Origin of the sequence: Corynebacterium sp. HMSC055D05, from assembly GCF_001810365.1 — a bacterium.
Lineage (GTDB): Bacteria > Actinomycetota > Actinomycetes > Mycobacteriales > Mycobacteriaceae > Corynebacterium > Corynebacterium coyleae.
This window is the reverse complement of sequence record NZ_KV801036.1, coordinates 60,170-79,851: the sequence shown is the minus strand read 5'-3', so window position 1 is coordinate 79,851 and position 19,682 is coordinate 60,170. Positions and strand designations below refer to the sequence as shown.

Here is a 19,682-nt window from a genome sequence, read left to right as displayed (position 1 = left end):
AGGAGGTCCCCGGTGATTAGAGTCCTGCTGGCAGACGACCACGAGATCGTTCGCCTCGGCCTGCGTGCCGTGCTCGAAGAAGCGGACGACATCGAGGTCGTGGCAGAAGTTGCCACCGCGGAAGGCGCGATCGCCGCAGCGCAAGCCGGCGGCATTGACGTGGTGTTGATGGACCTGCGCTTCGGCGCCGGCGCGGAAGGCCAGCGTGTGACCACGGGTGCGCAGGCGACGGCGGAGATCCGTTCCCGGATGTCCAACCCGCCGAAGGTGCTGGTGGTGACCAACTACGACACGGATGCGGACATCCTCGGTGCGATTGAGGCCGGTGCGGTGGGCTACCTGCTGAAGGACGCCCCGCCAGAAGAGCTGGTCGCGGCGGTGCGCTCGACTGCCCGTGGTGATGCCACGATGTCGCCGGTGGTGCGCGACCGTTTGGAAACGCGCGAGCGTACGCCACGTTCGTCGCTGACGCCGCGCGAGCTGGAGGTGCTGCAACTAGTGGCTGCTGGCTCGTCGAACCGCGAGATCGGCCACGAACTCATGCTGTCTGAGGCCACCGTGAAGTCCCACCTTGTCCACATTTACGACAAGTTGGGTGTGCGCTCGCGCACCTCGGCCGTGGCGTCGGCGCGCGAGCAGGGAGTGCTCTAACTAGCGGGAGAGACGCTCCTGGACATCGCCGGCGAGGACGTTGAGGTCCTCGTCGATGGAGTTGTGGGCCAGGCGGCGCTGCTCCGGGTTGGCGTGTTCGGCGTTGCGGACGGCCTGCTCGAGCTCGTCGAGACGCACGCTCGCGTCACGCTTGAAGCTCTCGGTCAACTCGCCGGAGCCGGACACGCTTGCGCGGATCGCCTCGATGCGGGCCTTGAGCTCGGCGCCGCGGCCGGAGTGGCGCGCCAGATCACCTGCGGACAGGCCGAGGCCTGCTGCGTTGGCGTTCACCTGGTTCTGCTGCAGGGAGGTCAGCGCCTTGTAGATCAGCGGCAGCGCGACGGGGACAATGACGCGGGCGGCGCCGGTCCACTGCTTGGCCTTCTTCTTGGTAATGCCGGCTTCTTCGATGCGCTTCAGGTGCGCCTTGGCCAGGTCCTTTTCGTGCTTACGCTTGCGCTTGAGGCCCTTCTTCTCTTCCTTCAGCAGACGCTTTTCTGCCTTGTCCAGCAGTTCGGCGGTGCGCTTGTCGGCCTTCGCCTGATCCTTGGCCAGTTGGCGTGCGTGCACCTCAGCGGCCTTAATTTCGGCCTTGACGTTGCGGCGTGCTTTGCGGATGATGCCCAGGACACCCATGGTCGGTACTCCTTGCGTTTTCGTTTGCGTTAACTCCAAACAACTGTACCTGCCGGTCCGACAACACCGCCCGGGTATCGTGGCAGGCATTGTGAAACCTCCCACCGTGGGCGGAACTGCCCAACCAGCGCAGCCGGTGCGCGCGTCCGATCTTGTCGGGTGCCGCTACCGGCTGCGTCAGCGACGCGCGCACCCGGATACGCCTGAGTTGCCGGATGCGCTGCTGCGCCAACCGCAGATTGATGCGGGTCGTGCTGCTGTGTTCGATGCGTTGCCGGTGAAGCGGGCGGTTGGGGATGGCCGTGGAAAGGCGTTTACGCGCATTGATATCGATCCGGGTGCGGGGGTGGATGCGCGGGTCGTCGATACGCGGTTGGCGCTGAAGCGGCGCGCACACCTGATCACTAACGCGGCGCTCGAAGGCGAGATCGATGGGGCGCCTGCACTCGCGGAGGTTGACATCCTCGTGCGCACCGACCGCGGGTACGCGCCGGTGATCATCTCGAACCACCGGGTAGCGCGGGAGCATCCGACGAACGAGATGTTGATGGTGCCCACCGCCAGGCTCGGGTTGGGGCGCGCGATGACGGTGAAGGCGAAGGGCCGCCACCACACGGTGGACGGGTACCGCCTGGCCATGGCGCATGTCCTGCTGGGCACGCTTGCGGATGGTCGCGGCGGAGCGGTTGGGCAGGATCGGGCGCGCGTGTACGTCGTCGACCCCGCCCGCTACGTCCCGCAGTTGCGTGAGGCGCTCGCCGTGGAGATCCCGGACGAGCCGAAGCGGATGAAGCAGTGCGCATCCTGCCGATTCTGGCCGCTGTGCAAGCCGCGTCTGGAGGAACTCGATGACATTTCGCTGCTCTTGCCGGGCGGCCGCGGGGACGTGTGGCGCGAGGAAGGGATCACCACGGTGCAGTCGCTTATCGACGACGGCCCCGCCGAACCCGCAGCCATCGCCCGCGCCTGGCGCGCCGGTATCCCGGTGCTGCGGCGTGAGAAGTTAGCGCCGGTGCCGCGCGCCGACGTGGAGATCGACATCGACATGGAGGCCTACCTCGACCAGGGCGCCTACTTGTGGGGCGCGTACGACGGCGAGGAGTACCGCGCGTTTGTCACCTGGGAAGACGTTGGTGGTGCGGCCGAGGAGGCGAACTTCAACGCGTTCTGGTCGTGGCTGATGCAGCGGCGTCGCGACGCGCGCGAGGCCGGCCAGACCTTCCGCGCTTACTGTTATGCGGCGGGTGGGGAGAACCACTGGCTGCGGTCGTCGGCACGCAGGTTTGCCTCGGTGGACGAGGCGGAGGTTGCGGAGTTCATCGCGTCTGAGGATTGGGTCGACGTGTTCGCCCTGGTGCGACGTTCGCTCGTCGGCACGGATGGGCTCGGCCTGAAAGTACTCGGGCCTGTGGTCGGCTTCGCGTGGGAAGACGACGACGTGGATGGGGAACGCTCCGTGGCACTGCGCCGCGCGGGCAGGCTTGGCGATACCGACGCGCGCGACATGCTCATCCGCTACAACGAAGACGACTGCCTGGCCACCCGTGCCGTGCGCGACTTCCTCGACGCCGGCGCGCCGGGCGTGCCACGATTGGGCGAGGTTTAGCGGGGTTTAGCGGGGCTCCGCCTTCCACAGCGCCGCACCCGTGGCCACGAGGGCAGCAAGTAGCCCAGCGAGCACCCCGACGAAGCCTGCCCACGGCAACGCCTCGTACGCGCGCCCGGTGGCGGCGCCCAGGATCGACGAGCCCATGTAGTAGCAGAACACGTACATGCTGGAGGCCTCCGCACGGTCGCGCTCAGCGATGAGCCCAACCCAACCGGACGCCGTGGAGTGCAGCGCGAAGAAGCTGGCGGTGAACACCAACAGGCCAAGCAGCGTGACCCACAGCGATCCGCTGGCTGCGGCAAGCGCACCGAGGAGCATGAGTATCGACGATGCCAGCACCACCACCCCGTGCCCGTGGCGCTTCAGCAGCACTCCGGCACGCGCGCTCGACCAGGTGCCGGACAGGTACACCACGTACACCAGGCCGGACAGTGCGGCGGGTAGGCCGAAGTCGAGCACCGCGCGGAAGCCGAAGAAGTTGTACATGGACACGAACACGCCCATGGCCACGAACGCGGTGGCGTAGAGCACCAGCAGCCGGGGGTTGCGCAGGTGGCGGGCCATCGCGCGAATTTCCGCGCTCGGCCGGATGGAGAGTTTTGGTACGAAATTGCGCTGCTCCGGAAGCAGCCACACGGCAATCACTGCCAGCAGGAAGGCAACGAGGCCGCTGCCTAACAGCGCCCACCGCCAGGAGGTGACCTCCAAAAGCCCTGCCGGGATGAGGCGACCGGTGAGCCCACCGATGCTGTTGCCGGCGATGTAGAGCCCCATCGCGCCGGGTAAGTCCCGGTGGTCGAGTTCTTCGGACAACCACGCCATGGCCACCGCCGGGGTGCCGGCGATCATCGCGCCCTGGAGGGCACGCATGGCGATGAGTTGCTCGGCGTTTTGGGCGATGGACAGGAGCAACCCGATACCGGTGGCGGCCAGTGCGGAGATGACCAGGACGCGTCCGCGCCCGTACTTTTCCGAGAGGATCGACGCCGGCACCACGCACAGCGCAAGGGCGCCGGTGGCGGCGGAGACCGTCAGTGCGGCGGTGGAGGGGGTGATGTCCAACTCGGTGGTGAGCGTGGGCAGTAGGGCCTGGGTTGCGTAGAGGGTGTTGAAGATGGCGAGGCCGAACGCCAGCATCGCTAGCGTTGCTTTGCGGTATTCAGGACTGCCTTTTCTCACCCTGCCTATGTTACGAAACTTCTCGCGGGGGAATTACGCAACAAAAACTTTGCGAAAATACTTGCAGTTAAGGCGACCCTAACTTAGACTGCTTCTTGAGTTCATGCGGACTCGACGTATCACAGGGAAAACAACAAGCGCCCGCCACCTCCGAAAGGAAGTGGCGGGCGCTTGTGCGAGCTAGGTCGCTGCAGGTTTATGCAGAAGCCTTTGCGTAGCGCTCGTTGACGTCGTCCCAGTTGACAACGTTCCACCAAGCCTCGACGTAGTCAGCCTTGACGTTCTTGTACTGCAGGTAGAAAGCGTGCTCCCACATATCGAGCATCAGGACCGGGGTGAAGTCCACGGAGATGTTGCCCTGCTGGTCGGTCATCTGCTGGATGATCAGACGGCCAGCGATGTGGTCGTAACCAAGCACTGCCCAGCCGGAGCCCTGCAGGCCGTTAGCCACGGCAGCGAACTGCTTCTTAAAGCCCTCGAAGGAGCCGAAGTCGCGGTCGATAGCCTCGGCGATTGCGCCGGTCGGGTTGCCACCAGCGTTCGGTGCCATGTTCTTCCAGAAGATGGAGTGGTTCGTGTGGCCACCGAGGTTGAACGCAAGGTTCTTGGTCAGTGCGCGAATCTTGTCGGCGTTTGCGTCGCCGTTGCGCTCTGCCTCAAGAGCCTCGAGTGCAGTGTTTGCGCCGTTGACGTAGTTAGCGTGGTGCTTGTCATGGTGCAGCTGCATAATCTCTGCGGAGATGTGCGGCTCAAGTGCGTCGTATGCGTACGGGAGATCAGGAAGCTCGTAAACAGCCATGATGGTTTCCTTTCGTTTGGTTTCGTGTACGGCAACCATCGTAGAGAAAATTTGGGAACAGTGTTGTGCCCAAACTCGTTACAGCAGATATGGGATTTCTTTTCGCACCTGAGCCAAAGCTTGTCGACGACACCACGGCCCTTCCCGGCCGCCCCGAACCCGTCCTTGCCAACCCCCGCCCGCACGCCGTGCTGACCACCCCGATTACCGGCCCGTGGCGTGAGGGGCAGAAGCGCATCCTCATCGGGATTGGCTGCTTCTGGGGTGCGGAGAAGATGTTCTGGCAGCTCGACGGTGTTGAATCGACCTCGGTCGGCTACGGCGGCGGCATTACCCCGAACCCCACCTACCGCGAAGTCTGCTCCGGCCAGACCAACCACGTGGAGTTGGTGGAGGTGGTCTACGACCCGGAGGTGATCTCGCTGAAGGAGATCGTTAAGACTGCACTCGAGGCGCATGACCCAACCCAGGGCTACCGCCAAGGCAACGACGTGGGCACCCAGTACCGCTCCGCCTTCTACACCGACACCGAGGAAGAGGCCGAGCAGATCCGTGAGTGGATCCGCCAGTACGAGGCGGACCTGAACAGCGCTGGCTACGGCGACATCACCACCGAAGTGCGCGCCGGCGCGCCGTATTACCTCGCTGAGGAGGAGCACCAGCAGTACCTGCACAAGGTGCCCAACGGCTACTGCCCGCACCACTCCACCGGCGTGGCCTGCGGCATTTAGTAGCCGTGCTTGGAGGGGAACCCTCCGACGGGGCGGCGCAGTTTGGTGGCGTCGTTGTGGATCCAGGCGGCCACGCGTTTGATCTCGTCCTTGGAAAGCGCGGCGTTTGAATCCTCGTCTGAACGCTCGCCGTGGATGACGCCGTTCCAATACGCCACGGTTTCCTCGTGGTAGTTGTGCCCGTGGGGCGACGGGTAATCCTTGGAGGACAACTGGTCGATGGCGAGCTGCCAGTACGTCACAAGTGGCATCCACCGCATGGTGTGCAGCGCATCCAAGTGCTGCTTTTTCGGTGCTGGAACCCCGCGCGAGCCCGGCTCCTTCAGCCAATCCGGCCGGCGCCAGGCCAGGCTGTGCTCCCACCACACCACCGGATCAGAGGCGTGTTGGGCGAATACGACGCGCGGGGCCTCCCACTTCTGAGCGTAGGCGTCGCCTTGGAAGTCGTGGTTGAGGTGGTCGGGGTGGGCGGTGAAGCGGACGTGGAGGCCGTCGTCGATAAGCGGAAGGCGCTCCGGAGAACCCTTTTGGCGCTGCTTGGTCAACTCGCTGTGGTTGCGGGCGAAGCCGGGTGTGCCGGTGAACACGGCGCCGGAGGTGAGCTCGAAGAGTTCGTCGATGGACTCGAACGCGTCGGAAACCCCGTAGGCGCCGAGCGATTCGCCGCCGACGAAGAGTTTCGGGCGAGACGATTCTGGGATGTCCTCGAGTTCACGCAGGATGTACTCGATCAACATGCGCGAGGAGCGCACGGGGTTCGTGCGGTCCGCAAGATACGAATACGCCGAGGGTAGATACGAGTACTGCATAGCGACGATCGCACTATCGCCGCCGGTGACAAACTCGAAACCGGACGTGTGGAAATCGTTGATCCATCCCGTGCCGGCCGCCGACATCACCGCAATGTGGGAGCGCTCAAACGCGCCGGTGCGATGCATCTCCTTAATGGCCAGGCGCGCCATCTGCTCAAAGTCCGGCTCGTCCTGCTCACGCTCCAGATCCAGACCGACGAAGACACGGATCGGCTCCCGTGCCTCCCGATCAAGGACACGCTCGATGTCATCTTTGCGCGGGCCGCCGGAAACCACCGCGCGGCCCTGACGGCCCATGATGTTCCAATCCACCGAAGACTCCGGCGAACCCGAACGCTGCGGGCGATGCGGCTGCACCGCGCCACGCATGTACTCACGGTCTAGCTCAAAGGCGCGCCGGCTCGCATTGGAGAGGAACCGACGCAGCACCACCCGGTCGCTTACCAACACCAGCAGCACACCACCGCCCACGATGGCGATTGGCCACGACGCCACCGGCGGCAACTTCTTGCCCAGCAGCTCGTTGAGCGCGTCGATGAAGGACTGGATCGCATCGCCGACCAGCAGCACCGTGCCGTAGCCGAGCGTGCCCAGCATCACGCCGCCCGCGAGGTCAGAAGCCCGGAACGTGTCGTCGCTTTGTACCAGGCGCTTCAGCCGTATGCGCCGGCGGATCGAGGTGGCGAACACCGCAACCGTGGTCGCAGTCATCGCAACACGCGCCGGGCGGGGCAAACGGCCGGTCCCGGTTGGTGGGGTCGTCGGCCCGAACGCGTGCGCAAGGCCCGTCGCAACCCCGTGGCCGATGCCCTGGAGCACCGCCACGTTCGCCGCCGTTGCCCACCAGTTGTGCGGCAGCAGCGACGGCGACACCGCACCCCACGTGGCCACCTCCGCACCGACCAAACCAGAGCGAAACGCGGGCGGCAGGCGGTGCGGGCCAAGCAGACGGATCGCGGGGGAGAGGTCTCCCAACACCTGCACCGCGCCGATCGGTACCGCCAGCCAGCCGTCACGGCTGAACGAGAACCGCTGGCGCGCACGCCATACTGCGTTGGGCAGTTTTGCGGTGATGTTGCGGATGGCGTTGCGGGTGTCGTCGATAAGCACGCTCGCTATTGTCCCAAACTTCTTACGCTCGCGGGCGGGCGCAAGGGCGAGTAGCCTGTGGGCCGTGAGCCACAACACCGCACCAAAAATCGTCGCCCACCGGGGATTTTCCGGAGCCTACCCAGAACTTACACAACGCGCGTTTGAAAAGGCGCTCGAACTTCCCATCCACGGCATCGAATGCGATGTACGGCTCACCCGTGACGGGAGAGTTGTCGTCTTCCACGACCCCACCCTGATCCGCACTGCGGGCGTGCCGGGGCGCATCGACTTCAACGACTACAACGACCTGCGCGAACTGAACGTCGGCACCAAAGAGGACCCGCAGCGGATCATGCTGCTGGAAGAACTGCTCGAACTCATGCAGGACTACCCCGACAAACACATCTACATAGAGACCAAACACCCCACCCCGCACGGGCCTGAGGTGGACGAGCAGACCTTCCGCATGCTCAGGTACGCGCGTCTCGACGACTCACCGAACATCCACCTCGCGTCCTTCTCCCACCGCGCGGTGCGCTACTTCACCGACATGGCGCCCGAACTGGAAACCTTCTACCTGTTCCGCCTGCGCGAGATGAAGTGGAACAAAAAGAACCGCATGTTCTCCCGCCCCTACGGCGTGGGTCCCGCGCTGCAGCACCTGCAGCTGCGCACGGAACTGCTGGGATACCGCGGTTTGAAGACGTACACCTGGACCGTAAACACGCCTCGCGGTATGCAGTGGTGCGCTGACAAGGGCGTGGATGTGATGGCAACGGACCTTCCCGATCTTGCCCTGGAGATCTTTGGCAACCACACCGCTGTTGTGTCTGACTAGCTTGTTGCCCGCCGGTGTCGTGCACGCCGGTACGATTGCGCGCATGGTGCAACGCAAACCGAAGAAAAAGAAGAACCGCGCAGACCTGCCCGAGGGCATGTCGCGCCGCGAGGCAAAACTCGCAGCCCGCGCCGCTGAGCGCGAGAAGTTCCAGAAGGACCCCCGTCCGTACGGCGGTCTGGCAGCAGAAGCCGACCTGGTAGCGCTGCAGGAGTTCGTCCCCTCTGCCGTGACCACGGTGGATGTGAAGGGCACCCCGGTCAACATCGTGACCGTCCTGCCGGGCGCGGGTGCTGCGCTCGTGCGCGAGGAGGACCAGGGCGGCGAGCGTTTCGTCGCGCTCCAGGTCACCTCCCACTCCCAGAACCCGGGCCGCGACCTCGCGTACGCCCTGAACTGGGTTGTGAATGCGAAGCCGGGCGAGACGCTGCAGTCCACCGTCGCCGACGGTTCGCAGCCGGAGCTGTCGGAGCTTCTTAGCGACGACGCCACCCTGGACATCACCACCTACCAGGACTTCTCCTGGTGGTTCCCGGAGGGGGCTTCGGTCCCGCCGCAGATCCAGCAGGCGCTGCGCCAGGCCAACGACGCCGTCCTGCCGTCTGAGAAGATCGGCGAGAACCTGCCGGGCGCAATCTGGTGGGTTAACCCGGGCGGCGGCAAGGCACACATCCGCTGGGTGCGCACCGAAGATAACGAGGCGCAGATGCTGTCCGCACTGGCACGCATCGCGGCACGTGGCGAGCTGAACCTGGGCGAGGACACCAAGTTCGCCGGCGCATTCCGCACCCACGGCCTGGTTGTGCCGGTGTTCGACCTCGACCCGTCCGTGGCGGCCGACTCCTACGAGGCAGCGCTGGCAGATCTGGACAAGAAGATCACCGCCGAGTACGCCAACGACGCTGCATTATCTGCAGACGAGCGCAAACAACTGGACAATATTAAGTCCCGTCAGGTGACTATCTAGCTAGCCATAGACCTTCTTGCCTGCCACCCAGGTCTGCCACGTCATCGGCATGCCTGGGCGGTAGGCCAGGTTGATGGCGTTTTCTGCATCCAGGATGTGCAGGTCGGCTGCCGCACCGGGCACTAGCGTGCCCTTGGCCGGGCGGCCCTGCGGGTCCTTGCCATCGCCGACGTTGTGGCGACGCAGCGCCTTCGCACCGCCGGTGGTGGCAGCCTCGATCGCCTCGTCGAGCGTGAGGTACTGCTGCAGCACCGCGGTGGTCACGCAGAAGTTCATCGAGGACGTAAACGACGTACCGGGGTTGAGGTTGGATGCGATGGCGACGGTGGCGCCGGCGTCGATAAGTTTGCGCCCCGGTGCAAGATCCTCGCGGGTGGACAGATCGCAGGCAGGCAGCAGCGTGGCTACGGTGTCCGAACCGGCCAGCAGCTCGAAGTCCTCATCAGAGAGGTAGTTGACGTGGTCCACGCTGGCCGCGCCCATCTCCACCGCAAGCTTCACGCCCGGGCCCTGCCCAAGCTGGTTGCCGTGCACGCGCACACCCAGGCCAACCTTTTTGCCGGCCTCGAGGACGCGGCGGGACTGCTCCTCGTTAAACGCTCCGCGCTCGCAGAACACGTCGATCCACTGCACGTGGTCCTTCACCGCATCCAGCATCGGGCCGACGACCTCGTCGATGTACTCGTCAGCGTCCGCCCCTGGCGGGACCAGGTGTGCGCCGAGGAACGTCACCTCATCCACGTGGCGGGCAGCAACGCGAGCCGCCTCCGCCTCGGACTCGACGTTTAGGCCGTAGCCGGTCTTGGTCTCAAAGGTGGTGGTGCCGCCTGCATGGCCTGCGGCGACGCGCTCCGCCACCAACTTATCCAGGCGCTCCTCGCCTGCGGAGCGGGTTGCCTCCATAGTCACGGCGATGCCGCCGGCGGCGTAGGACTCGCCGGCCATGCGGGCCTCGAACTCTTCGGCGCGGTTGCCGTCGAAAACCATGTGGGAGTGGGAATCTACCCAGCCGGGCAGGACTGCGCGCCCGTCAACATCGACGGTCTCCGCGGCGTTTGCTGCTTCCGCGGGGGCTTCGTCGGCGGGGCCGACCCAGGCGATCACGCCGTCGTCGATAAGCAATGCTGCGTTCTTAATGGTGCCCAGCTCGGAGACCGTGCGGAGCTCGGAAATGCCAGTAATAAAGGTGCTCATGGGTGCCTTTCTTCGGAGGGCTCGTGGGGCCCAGGGTAACGAAAAGCGCTGACGCGCCCGTGAGGGAAACGTCAGCGCTCGGGACGCGTGATTAGTCGCGTGCCTGGAACTTCATCGGGATGCGCACGCCGCGCTCCTGCGCGACCTCGTTGGCGCGGGAGTAACCGGCATCCACGTGGCGGATGACGCCCATACCCGGATCGTTGGTGAGCACAGCCTTGAGCTTCGCCTCGGCGAGCTCGGTGCCGTCAGCCACCGTGACCTGGCCGGTGTGGATGGAACGTCCCATGCCCACACCACCGCCATGGTGGATGGACACCCAGGTCGCACCGCCGGACACAGCGGTCATGGCGTTGAGCAGCGGCCAGTCAGCCACAGCGTCGGTGCCGTCGAGCATGGACTCGGTCTCGCGGTACGGAGACGCCACGGAGCCGGAGTCGAGGTGGTCGCGACCGATGACGATCGGCGCCTTGACCTTGCCTTCCTTGACCAGGTTGTTGAAGATCACGCCGGCCTTGGCGCGCTCGCCGTAGCCCAGCCAGCAAATACGTGCCGGCAGGCCCTCGAACTCCACGTACTCCTCAGCCGCATCGAGCCAGCGGTGCAGGTGCTCGTTGTCCGGGAAAGCCTCCTTGATGGCCTGGTCGGTGACCTTGATGTCCTCCGGGTCGCCGGAAAGTGCAACCCAGCGGAACGGGCCAAGGCCCTCGCAGAACAGCGGGCGGATGTAGGCCGGGACGAAGCCCGGGAACTCAAACGCGCGGGAGTAGCCGGCCTTGCGGGCCTCGTCGCGGATGGAGTTGCCGTAGTCGAACACCTCGGCGCCCTCGTCCTGGAACTCGACCATTGCCTGGACCTGTGCGGCCATGGCCTCGCGGGCCTTCTTGGTAAAGGTGGTCGGGTCGGCGTCTGCCTCGGTGTGCCAGTCGGCGAACGGGATCTCGCTTGGCAGGTAGGACAGCGGGTCGTGTGCGGAGGTCTGGTCGGTGACGATGTCCACCGTGAACTCGCCCGCGCGCTGGCGGCGCAGCATCTCCGGGAAGACCTCGGATGCGTTGCCGACGAGGCCCACGGACAGGGCGCGCTTCTCGTTCTTCGCGTCGGTGACCAGCTTGATCGCTTCCTCGAGGTCGGTGGTGACCTCGTCGAGGTAGCGCTTGCCCTGGCGACGCTTCAGGCGGCCCTCGTCAACATCGACGATGAGGCAGGCACCACCGTTGAGGGTGACGGACAGCGGCTGTGCGCCACCCATGCCGCCGCAGCCGCCGGTCAGGGTCAGGGTGCCGGCGAGCGTGCCGTTGAAACGCTTCTTCGCCACAGCCGCGAAGGTTTCGTAGGTGCCCTGCAGGATGCCCTGGGTTGCGATGTAGATCCAGGAACCGGCCGTCATCTGGCCGTACATCATCAGGCCCTCGTCCTCGAGCTCGCGGAAATGCTCCCAGTCCGCCCAGTCGCCAACCAGGTTGGAGTTGGCGATAAGCACACGCGGCGCCCACTCGTTGGTCTTCCATACACCGACCGGCTTGCCAGACTGGACCAGCAGCGTCTCGTCGGACTCGAGGTCCTTCAGCGTATCGACGATCGCGTCAAAGGCCTCCCAACTACGTGCCGCACGACCGGTGCCGCCGTAGACGACGAGGTCATCGGGGCGCTCCGCAACCTCCGGATCAAGGTTGTTCTGCAGCATGCGCAGCGGGGCCTCGGTCTGCCAGGACTTTGCAGTGATCTCAGTGCCTCGCGGGGAGCGGACCTCGCGTGCACCTTCGGACCAGTTCTTCGCCATGGGAATCCTTTCTACGGCTCATTGAGTTTCGTGATGCAGGACCACAATCCGACAGGAATGTAACCCGCGTTACATTGAGGATAAGGGGGCAATGTGGTTGCTGGAATACAGTTTTTGCCCGGTTTGTCTCGGATACGAGACAGACCGGGCAGTGGGGGTTAGAAGATCAGGTACGCAATCGGCACCGTCAGGATGATGGACAGCACCACGCGCTGGAACCAGATGATCACCATGTGGCTGATCTTCAACGGGATGTCCGTGGCCAGCACCGCCGGGATCATCGAGGAGAAGAAGAACACCTGGCTGATGGAGACCACACCAACGGTGAAGCGCAGTACGTCAGACTCGTTGCCAGCCGCCAGCGTTGCCGGCAGGAACAGCTCAGAGAGGCCGATGGCAAACGCCTCGGACGCCAGCCACGGCTCTGGCAGCTGGAACAGCCACGCCAGCGGGTAGAACAGTGCTCCAAGGATCTTGAACGCCGGGGTGTAAAACGCCAGCGCCAAACCGATGATGCCCACGGCCATGATGCCTGGGATGACCTGGATGGTCATGATCACGCCGTCTTTGAAGTTGCGCCAAATGGTCTTCGGCAGCGACTCCGCCTGCGCCAAAAACGCCTTCGCTTCCTTCCAGGCGGCGGCAAACAGGTTGCCCTCCACGCGTTCCTCCGGCTGCGGGGTAGCGCCCGGGTAGTAGTCGTCCGGGATCGTGCTCAGCGGCGGAATGCGGACGATAACCACAGTGACCAGGAAGCACACAATGAGCGTGACCGCGAAGTACACGCCCCAGATGTGCATCAGGTCCAGCGTTCGCGCCACAACCACCATGAACGTTGCGGATGCGGTGGAGAACCCAGCCGCGATGATCGACGCTTCGCGCGCCGTATAGCCGCCGGTGCGGTAGACGCGGTTGGTGATCAAAAGGCCCAGCGAGTAGGACCCCAAAAACGACGCCACTGCGTCAACGGCCGACTTACCCGGCGTGCGGTACACCGGCCGCATGAACCGCTGCACCATCACACCGATGAATTCCATCAGGCCGAAGCCAACCAGCAAACCCAAAAATACGGCACCCACTGGGATAAGCAGGCCGACGGGGATGACGAGTTTGTTCAGGATGAAGGGGCCGAGGCGTTCGTCGAAAAGAAATGCGGGGCCGAAGTTGAACACGAGCATCGCGCACAACACCACCGCCAACGCGGAGAGGAACGCGAACACGGCACGCGCTTTATCCTCGCGCCACTTACCGGTGGCGAATTGGTAGACGGCGCCGGCGGTGATCATCACCAGGGTGATGTACGGCAGGGCGCCGGCAAGTGAGGACTGGAGCCAGCCCACAATGTGGTCCAACAGAATCGTGTTCTTCTCCCCGACAGTAAACGGGACGAAAAACGCAAAGGAACCGATCGCGCTGTAGAGGAAAAACCTCCACTTGTTCTTCGGCTCTGCGCTGTCTACCTCATGCTCGGGCGGAAGGGACGGGACGGCGGCAATATTGTCGCCCGGAATCCAACGGGTGCTGCCACCACGACGTGGGGTCTGCGTTTTATCCATGGTGCTGCTCCTTTACGGAACTCAGGTGGTGCGCGGATCTTCGCTCAACCAGGACTGGATACGTTCGTTGTCTTGCCCCAACTCCGGCGCCGGCGTCGGCTTTTCCATGCCGGCGAGTTTGAGTGGGGAGGCGAGGGTGCGGAACCCATCCGTTTCTTCAACCACCACGCCACGCTCCTGGGCGAACGGGCTACGCAGCGCCTCGTCCAGGTCGTACACGCGGGCGGTGGGCACGCCATGCTCTTCAAACAGGGCGATGGTCTCCGAGCGTGTCTTCGTGCTCAGCGCTTCTTCGATCAGTTCGCGCAGCGCAACGCGGTTTTCGGAGCGGGCCACCGGTTCCGCGAAGCGATGGTCGGTTGCCAACTCCGGCATGCCAAGCGCGTTGGAAAGGCGCTCGAACAGGCGGTTCGTGGTGATCGCGATGACCACATCGCCGTCCTTCGTGGCGTAGGTGGAAAACGGCGCGGACAGGCCGTGGTCGTTGCCGATGCGGGTGGGCGGGGTGTCGTCGTAAAGCGCGCGCATGCCCACGGACTCCATGACGGACACGAGCGAGTCGTACATCGCGAGATCCAAATGCTGGCCGGTACCGCTGGATTCGCGCTGGTAGAGCGCCGAAACCGTGCCGATCGCGGCGTAGAGGCCCGGGATGAGATCACCCAGCGAGATGCCCACGCGCGTCGGCTTGCTGTTCGGCCAACCCGTAATCGACATCAGGCCACTCATCGCCTGCGCAACCAGGTCGTACGCCGGTTCCTTGGCAAGCGAGCCCGTCTGGCCGAAGCCGGAGATACTCGTGACCACGAGGCGCGGGTTGATCTCCAGCAAATCCTTCGGCGCAAGGCCGAGCTTCTCAAGCACACCAGGGCGGAAATTTTCGACGACCACATCAGCGCGGCGGACCAGATCACGCAACACTTCCTTGTCGTCGTCGTTCTTGAAGTCCAGCGTGATGCCCATCTTCGAGCGGTTGAACAGGCGGTAGTAGGCGGACGTGCCGTCGACGAACGGGCCGAACTGGCGCGAATCGTCGCCCCACGGCGACTCCACCTTGATCACCTCGGCGCCGAGGTCCGCCAGGATCATCGAACAAAACGGGCCTGCGAGCACGCGGGAAAGGTCGAGGACACGGATTCCAGAGAGTGGTGCATTCATAGTGTTGCCTCCTGCGTGGACTAGACGAAGGCCGATTCGCCCGTGATGGAACGACCGACGATGAGCTGGTTGATGTCGTAGGTGCCCTCGTAGGAGTAGATGGCCTCGGCGTCGTTGAAGATCTTCGCCATGCGGTAATCCGAGATCAGACCGTTGCCGCCGAGGATCTCGCGGCCGAGCGCGACCGTCTCACGCATGAGCTTCGAGGTGAATGCCTTGGCCAGCGCGGACTGCTCGTTGTTCGCAGAACCGCGATCTTCCATGCGGGCCAGCTGGGCCATCATCGACTCGGAGGCAACGAGGTTGCCCTGCATGGTGGCCAGCTTGTTCTGGTTGAGCTGGAACGAGGAGATCTTCTTGCCAAACTGGATGCGCTCATCCGCGTAGCCGAGTGCCACGTCGAGCGCGCCCATCTGCGTACCGACGGCCTGCCAACCCACCGTGGAGCGTGCACTCTTGAACACCTTGTTGATGTCCTTGAACGAGTTCGCCCCCTCGAGCTTGTCGCTGTCCGGAACAAACACGTTGTCCAGGGTGATGTCGGCGTTTTGCACCGCGCGGATGGCAATGCGGTTTTCCATCAGCGTGGCCGTGTAGCCCTCGGACGTGGTGTCCACGATGAAGCCCTTGACCTGCTCATCCTCCGGGTCGCGGGCGTAGACGGCGACGTAGTCGGAGAAGGTGGCGTTGCCGATCCAGCGCTTCGCGCCGTTGAGGATCCAGCCGCCATCCACCTTGGTGGCTGTGGTGCGCATGCCCTGGGCAACGTCGGAGCCGGCCTCCGGCTCGGTGATCGCGAGCACGCCGGTCTTGCGCACGGCGTAGAGGTCCGGCAGCCAGCGCTCCTTCTGCTCCTCCGAGCCGAGCAGCTCGATGCTGCCAGTGAACAGGCCGTCCTGGCCAGAGAAGAACGTGCCCACGGAGCCGTCGGCGCGGTGAATCTCCGCCGCGACGAGGCCTGCGAGTAGGCGGGAGCGACCCTGGCCGCGCACGAGGCTGATGATGTTGAGCTCGCCAATCGACGGCAGCAGCTCGTGCGGGAACTCCGAACGGTTCCAGTAGTCCACCGCGATGGGGAGCACCTTCTCCTTCGCCCAATCGCGGACGTTGTAGAGGATGTCCTTTTCCTCCGTGGACAGTTCGCTTTCAAAGTCGTAGAAATCGCCATTCGGGTACCGGCCAGCCATGGTGAGACTCCAATCACAATCTGCGGGGGTTAATGATGTAGGCGACATTGTATGAAGTTTCCCGTGGTAAGGAAGGGGCCCGCCCCTCGAGTTGTCTGGGATTACAGACCAATGGTGTTGCGAAAGAGAAAAACGGGCAGCACCGACACCGCGGCGCTGCCCGTTTTCTCGCGCGTTTTAGCGCAGCGTACCGACGACCGCCTCAACGGCCTGAACGTAATCCCCGCCTTTGACCAAATGCACGGAGTGCTCGATCTCCGGGGAGAGGAAACGGTCGGTGCCCGGGCCCTCCACATGCTTGCGCAGCGTGGACAGAGCAGCACCGGTGCCGACGGACGGCTCACCCTCGCGCATGTCCAGCGCACGCGCGGCGGTGAGGATCTCCACCGCAAGCACGCGCTGCAGACCATCGATGCTGCGGCGCAGCTTGCGGCCCGCCGACCAGCCCATGGAAACGTGGTCCTCCTGCATCGCGGACGACGGGATCGAATCCGCAGACGCCGGCACCGCGTTGCGCTTGAGCTCGCCGACAATGCCTGCCTGCGTGTACTGGGCGATCATGTGGCCGGAATCCACGCCCGGGTCGCCCGCAAGGAATGCGTTGAGGCCGCGGTTGCGTGCCGGGTCGAGGAAGCGGTCCGTGCGGCGCTCGCTAATCGACGCCAAATCTGCCACCACAATCGCCAAAAAGTCCAACACGTACGCCACTGGTGCGCCATGGAAGTTGCCGTTCGAGGCGACACGGCCGTCCTTGGCCACCACCGGGTTGTCGTTCGCGGCGGCGAGCTCGCGGTCCGCCACCGTGGTCACGTACGTCAGTGTGTCGCGGAAACCGCCGGCGACCTGCGGGGTGCAACGGATCGAGTACGCATCCTGCACGTCGTTAGCCTTGAAGCCCTCGAGCGCAGCTGTCAGAATCGGCGAATCTGCCGCAATGGTGCGGATGTTGTACGCGGCATCCGCCTGGCCCGGGTGTGGGCGCAGCTGCTGCAGGTCGTCGTCGAAAACAGACAGCGTGCCGTTGAGACCCTCCACGCTCATCGCGGTTGCGATGTCCGAAACCTTGGCCGCCTCGCGCAGGTCCGCGATGGCCAGGCACAGCATGCCGAGCATGCCATCGGTGCCGTTGATCAGCGCCAAGCCTTCTTTTTCGCGCAGGACCAGCGGCTCGATGCCCGCCTGGGACAGGGCGTCAGCGGCCGGGATGATCTCACCACCCTTGACGCGGACCTCACCCTCGCCCAGCAGGGCCAAGGCGCAGTGGGCCAGCGGCGCCAAGTCGCCGGAGCAACCCAGTGAACCGTACTCGCGCACCACCGGCGTGATCCCAGCGTTCAGCGCGGCGGCGTAGGTCTCCGCCACCACCGGGCGCACACCCGTGCGGCCCGTGCATAGCGTGGACAGGCGCAGTAGCATGAGTGCGCGAATGACCTCTTCTTCCACCTCCGGGCCGGAGCCCGCAGCGTGGGAGCGCACCAGCGATACCTGCAGCTGCGCGCGCATATCTTCCGGGATGTGCTTCGTGGCCAGGGCGCCGAAGCCGGTGGAGACGCCATAGACCGGGGTCGGGTCCGCAGCGAGCTCCTCGATGCGCTCACGGGTAGCGGCGATTTCCTCGAGCGCCGCCGGATCGATCTCAACGTTTGCGCCGTAGCGCGCGACGGCGACGACGTCCTCAACGGACAGCGCGCCGATGCCTACTGTGACGGGGGTAATAGTTGTCATGCGTGCGATGCTAGATCACACCGGTGTAGTGCTCAACGATTACCAAAAAACTGCGTGCGCAAGCGTGCCGAGGCATCCTCCAAAGCCCCCAAAAGTGCCTGCTTATCGGTGCTTCCCACCGGGAACGTCGCCGCAAGCGCCGCCGCCGGTCGCTCCAGATGGTCCAACACCGCAACCGCCACGGACTCCTGCCCGCGCGAGACTTCCTCGCATTCGCTTTCCCAGCCGTGCTCGCGGACGTCGATAAGCTGCGCTTTGACCTCGCTGTACCTACGGCGCTCGCCAGACGACGTGAACACCGCGCGCAACTCCGCATCCGGCAAATACGCAAGCATGATGCGCCCCGACGCCGTAGCCAACGCCGGCAAACGCACACCAACCTCCGTCACCAACGACACCGCCCCCGGAGCACGCACCTCGTGCAGGTACACAATCTCCGACCCGGCCAGGCGCGTCAGGTGAGCCGAACCCCCAGCAAGCGCAGCAATACGCGCCAGCGGCTTCGCCGCGAGTCGCACCAACGGCTGCTGCGTGGTGTACGCCTGCGACATCCGGTACGCCGCCAGGCCCAACCCGTACGTGCCCGGGTTTTTCAAGTGCACCACAAAGCCAGAATCCTCCAACTCGCGCAGCAAGTGGTACGTCGTCGAACGGGGCAGCTCCAACTCGCGTTGGATACGGGTCGCAGAAATCGGCGCATCTGTAGTGGACAACAGCGACAGGATGCGCAGCACATTGTGCGCAGCGGGAACCTGGGGCTTATTCATCGCCTCTCAGTATGCCCCGACGCTAGGCTCGTGTGACATGAATACAGTCACAGCACCACTTTTCGCACCCGCACCCGACTGGACCGGCCGCGACGACGGCCCCGGCGCCGAGCACGCCCGCTGGCACAGCGAGGTCTCTACCAGCGCCGAACCACAAGAAGGTGCCGTGCACCTCATCGGCTTTGCCTCCGACGAAGGCGTTGAGCGCAACGGCGGCCGCCAAGGCGCCGCCCAGGGCCCCGACGCGTTGCGCGCCGCACTCGGCTCCCTCGCTATTCACGACGAGCGCACGCTTATCGACGCCGGCACCGTCACCACCCAAAACGACGACCTCGAAACCGCGCAACGGACCCTTTCCGACAAGGTGTATGACCTCGTCACCGCGCAAGGCGCAGACGGCATGACCGTCGTGCTTGGCGGCGGACACGAAACCTCCTTTGCCACCCACCGCGGCGCCTACGAGGCCATCGGCCCGATGCACATCATCAACTTCGACGCCCACTTCGACCTGCGCACCGCCAGCCGACCCACCTCCGGCACACCCTTCCGCCAGATCGCCGACCTAGCGGGCAGCGACTTCGACTACTCCGTCTTCGGCATCTCCCAGCCCAACAACACCAAGGTGCTCTTCGACACCGCCGCCGACCTCGGTGTGACCACCGTGCTGGACACCGAACTTGCTGAAATGTCGATGCGCGAAGCCGTCTACCGCGCCCTCGCCTCCGTCGACGGTGATCTGCCGATCCACCTCTCCATCGACCTCGACGTACTGCCCGCCGCCGTCGCGCCGGGCGTGTCCGCCCCCGCGGGCTTCGGCGTGGACTACGCGAAATTGCGCGCCATGGTCGCCGCCGTCGCCGCCACCGGCCGGGTCGCACTGCTCGACGTTGTGGAACTCAACCCCGACTACGACGTAGATAACCGCACCGCCAAAGCCGCGGCGCGGCTTATCGACGATGCGGTAACGGCGGCGGCAGGGCGTCGTCGCTAAGCAAAAG

Annotated in this window: 17 protein-coding genes; 6 read left to right on the top strand and 11 right to left on the bottom strand. The window is 64.6% G+C overall.

Annotated elements, in window-relative coordinates; genetic code table 11:
• Positions 1-12 precede the first annotated feature (12 nt).
• Positions 13-651 carry a LuxR C-terminal-related transcriptional regulator gene (locus HMPREF2734_RS02350; protein WP_070422656.1) on the top strand — a complete coding sequence of 213 codons (639 nt, stop codon included), beginning with the start codon at positions 13-15 and terminating at the stop codon, positions 649-651.
• Here the strand turns inward: HMPREF2734_RS02350 and HMPREF2734_RS02345 are convergent, their stop codons facing one another.
• Positions 652-1,287, bottom strand: coding sequence for a DUF6474 family protein (locus tag HMPREF2734_RS02345; protein ID WP_070453376.1), 636 nt, complete (start codon positions 1,285-1,287; stop codon positions 652-654). It lies immediately after the preceding gene.
• 106 nt (positions 1,288-1,393) lie between these two features.
• Here HMPREF2734_RS02345 and HMPREF2734_RS02340 point away from each other — a divergent pair, with 106 nt between their 5' ends.
• The gene (locus HMPREF2734_RS02340) at positions 1,394-2,893 is read left to right on the top strand and encodes a TM0106 family RecB-like putative nuclease (RefSeq protein WP_246816766.1); all 1,500 of its coding nucleotides are present in this window, start codon (positions 1,394-1,396) and stop codon (positions 2,891-2,893) included.
• Positions 2,894-2,899: 6 nt separating this feature from the next.
• Here HMPREF2734_RS02340 and HMPREF2734_RS02335 read toward each other — a convergent pair whose 3' ends face one another.
• Together HMPREF2734_RS02335 and HMPREF2734_RS02330 are read right to left on the bottom strand one after the other, a co-directional pair.
• On the bottom strand, positions 2,900-4,033 hold the full coding sequence (locus tag HMPREF2734_RS02335) for an MFS transporter (RefSeq protein ID WP_083308039.1): 1,134 nt from the start codon (positions 4,031-4,033) through the stop codon (positions 2,900-2,902).
• Between the two features lie 238 nt (positions 4,034-4,271).
• Complete coding sequence (locus HMPREF2734_RS02330; RefSeq protein WP_070568946.1) at positions 4,272-4,874, bottom strand: superoxide dismutase; 603 nt, start codon at positions 4,872-4,874, stop codon at positions 4,272-4,274.
• Between the two features lie 89 nt (positions 4,875-4,963).
• Between HMPREF2734_RS02330 and msrA the strand changes: the two genes are divergently transcribed.
• Positions 4,964-5,605: a peptide-methionine (S)-S-oxide reductase MsrA gene (msrA, locus tag HMPREF2734_RS02325; RefSeq protein WP_070453367.1), complete on the top strand. Its 642-nt coding sequence runs from the start codon at positions 4,964-4,966 to the stop codon at positions 5,603-5,605.
• Here the strand turns inward: msrA and HMPREF2734_RS02320 are convergent.
• Positions 5,602-7,527 carry an alpha/beta-hydrolase family protein gene (locus HMPREF2734_RS02320; protein ID WP_246816765.1) on the bottom strand — a complete coding sequence of 642 codons (1,926 nt, stop codon included), beginning with the start codon at positions 7,525-7,527 and terminating at the stop codon, positions 5,602-5,604. The genes msrA and HMPREF2734_RS02320 overlap by 4 nt on opposite strands.
• 64 nt (positions 7,528-7,591) lie before the next feature.
• Here HMPREF2734_RS02320 and HMPREF2734_RS02315 point away from each other — a divergent pair, with 64 nt between their 5' ends.
• Positions 7,592-8,347 carry a glycerophosphodiester phosphodiesterase family protein gene (locus tag HMPREF2734_RS02315; protein ID WP_070568912.1) on the top strand — a complete coding sequence of 252 codons (756 nt, stop codon included), beginning with the start codon at positions 7,592-7,594 and terminating at the stop codon, positions 8,345-8,347.
• Between the two features lie 43 nt (positions 8,348-8,390).
• The gene (locus HMPREF2734_RS02310) at positions 8,391-9,314 is read left to right on the top strand and encodes a DUF5926 family protein (protein WP_070422668.1); all 924 of its coding nucleotides are present in this window, start codon (positions 8,391-8,393) and stop codon (positions 9,312-9,314) included.
• Here the strand turns inward: HMPREF2734_RS02310 and hutI are convergent, their stop codons facing one another.
• The 7 genes from hutI to HMPREF2734_RS02275 form a co-directional block, all read right to left on the bottom strand.
• Complete coding sequence (hutI, locus tag HMPREF2734_RS02305; protein WP_070568909.1) at positions 9,315-10,508, bottom strand: imidazolonepropionase; 1,194 nt, start codon at positions 10,506-10,508, stop codon at positions 9,315-9,317.
• A 91-nt stretch (positions 10,509-10,599) separates the two neighbouring features.
• Entirely contained in the window at positions 10,600-12,291 is a 1,692-nt protein-coding gene (gene hutU, locus HMPREF2734_RS02300) for a urocanate hydratase (protein WP_083308036.1), read from the bottom strand.
• Between the two features lie 158 nt (positions 12,292-12,449).
• Positions 12,450-13,847 carry a YjiH family protein gene (locus HMPREF2734_RS02295; RefSeq protein ID WP_141750403.1) on the bottom strand — a complete coding sequence of 466 codons (1,398 nt, stop codon included), beginning with the start codon at positions 13,845-13,847 and terminating at the stop codon, positions 12,450-12,452.
• Between the two features lie 21 nt (positions 13,848-13,868).
• Entirely contained in the window at positions 13,869-15,005 is a 1,137-nt protein-coding gene (locus HMPREF2734_RS02290; RefSeq protein ID WP_070568906.1) for a CaiB/BaiF CoA transferase family protein, read from the bottom strand.
• A 20-nt stretch (positions 15,006-15,025) separates the two neighbouring features.
• Positions 15,026-16,192, bottom strand: coding sequence for an acyl-CoA dehydrogenase family protein (locus HMPREF2734_RS02285; protein WP_070422648.1), 1,167 nt, complete (start codon positions 16,190-16,192; stop codon positions 15,026-15,028).
• Between the two features lie 177 nt (positions 16,193-16,369).
• Complete coding sequence (gene hutH / locus HMPREF2734_RS02280; RefSeq protein WP_070568904.1) at positions 16,370-17,917, bottom strand: histidine ammonia-lyase; 1,548 nt, start codon at positions 17,915-17,917, stop codon at positions 16,370-16,372.
• A 32-nt stretch (positions 17,918-17,949) separates the two neighbouring features.
• On the bottom strand, positions 17,950-18,684 hold the full coding sequence (locus HMPREF2734_RS02275; RefSeq protein WP_070568901.1) for an IclR family transcriptional regulator: 735 nt from the start codon (positions 18,682-18,684) through the stop codon (positions 17,950-17,952).
• A 37-nt stretch (positions 18,685-18,721) separates the two neighbouring features.
• Between HMPREF2734_RS02275 and hutG the strand changes: the two genes are divergently transcribed.
• Positions 18,722-19,675, top strand: coding sequence for a formimidoylglutamase (gene hutG / locus HMPREF2734_RS02270; protein WP_070568898.1), 954 nt, complete (start codon positions 18,722-18,724; stop codon positions 19,673-19,675).
• The last annotated feature ends 7 nt before the right edge of the window (positions 19,676-19,682 follow it).

What these genes read in the sequence shown, in the direction of transcription:
- HMPREF2734_RS02295 (WP_141750403.1), bottom strand. Translation starts at nt 13,847, where the DNA reads ATGGATAAAACGCAGACCCCACGTCGTGGTGGCAGCACCCGTTGGATT.
- hutG (WP_070568898.1), top strand. Translation starts at nt 18,722, where the DNA reads ATGAATACAGTCACAGCACCACTTTTCGCACCCGCACCCGACTGGACC.
- HMPREF2734_RS02310 (WP_070422668.1), top strand. Translation starts at nt 8,391, where the DNA reads ATGGTGCAACGCAAACCGAAGAAAAAGAAGAACCGCGCAGACCTGCCC.
- hutH (WP_070568904.1), bottom strand. Translation starts at nt 17,917, where the DNA reads ATGACAACTATTACCCCCGTCACAGTAGGCATCGGCGCGCTGTCCGTT.
- msrA (WP_070453367.1), top strand. Translation starts at nt 4,964, where the DNA reads ATGGGATTTCTTTTCGCACCTGAGCCAAAGCTTGTCGACGACACCACG.
- HMPREF2734_RS02345 (WP_070453376.1), bottom strand. Translation starts at nt 1,287, where the DNA reads ATGGGTGTCCTGGGCATCATCCGCAAAGCACGCCGCAACGTCAAGGCC.
- HMPREF2734_RS02275 (WP_070568901.1), bottom strand. Translation starts at nt 18,684, where the DNA reads ATGAATAAGCCCCAGGTTCCCGCTGCGCACAATGTGCTGCGCATCCTG.
- HMPREF2734_RS02290 (WP_070568906.1), bottom strand. Translation starts at nt 15,005, where the DNA reads ATGAATGCACCACTCTCTGGAATCCGTGTCCTCGACCTTTCCCGCGTG.
- hutU (WP_083308036.1), bottom strand. Translation starts at nt 12,291, where the DNA reads ATGGCGAAGAACTGGTCCGAAGGTGCACGCGAGGTCCGCTCCCCGCGA.
- hutI (WP_070568909.1), bottom strand. Translation starts at nt 10,508, where the DNA reads ATGAGCACCTTTATTACTGGCATTTCCGAGCTCCGCACGGTCTCCGAG.
- HMPREF2734_RS02285 (WP_070422648.1), bottom strand. Translation starts at nt 16,192, where the DNA reads ATGGCTGGCCGGTACCCGAATGGCGATTTCTACGACTTTGAAAGCGAA.
- HMPREF2734_RS02330 (WP_070568946.1), bottom strand. Translation starts at nt 4,874, where the DNA reads ATGGCTGTTTACGAGCTTCCTGATCTCCCGTACGCATACGACGCACTT.
- HMPREF2734_RS02335 (WP_083308039.1), bottom strand. Translation starts at nt 4,033, where the DNA reads ATGCTGGCGTTCGGCCTCGCCATCTTCAACACCCTCTACGCAACCCAG.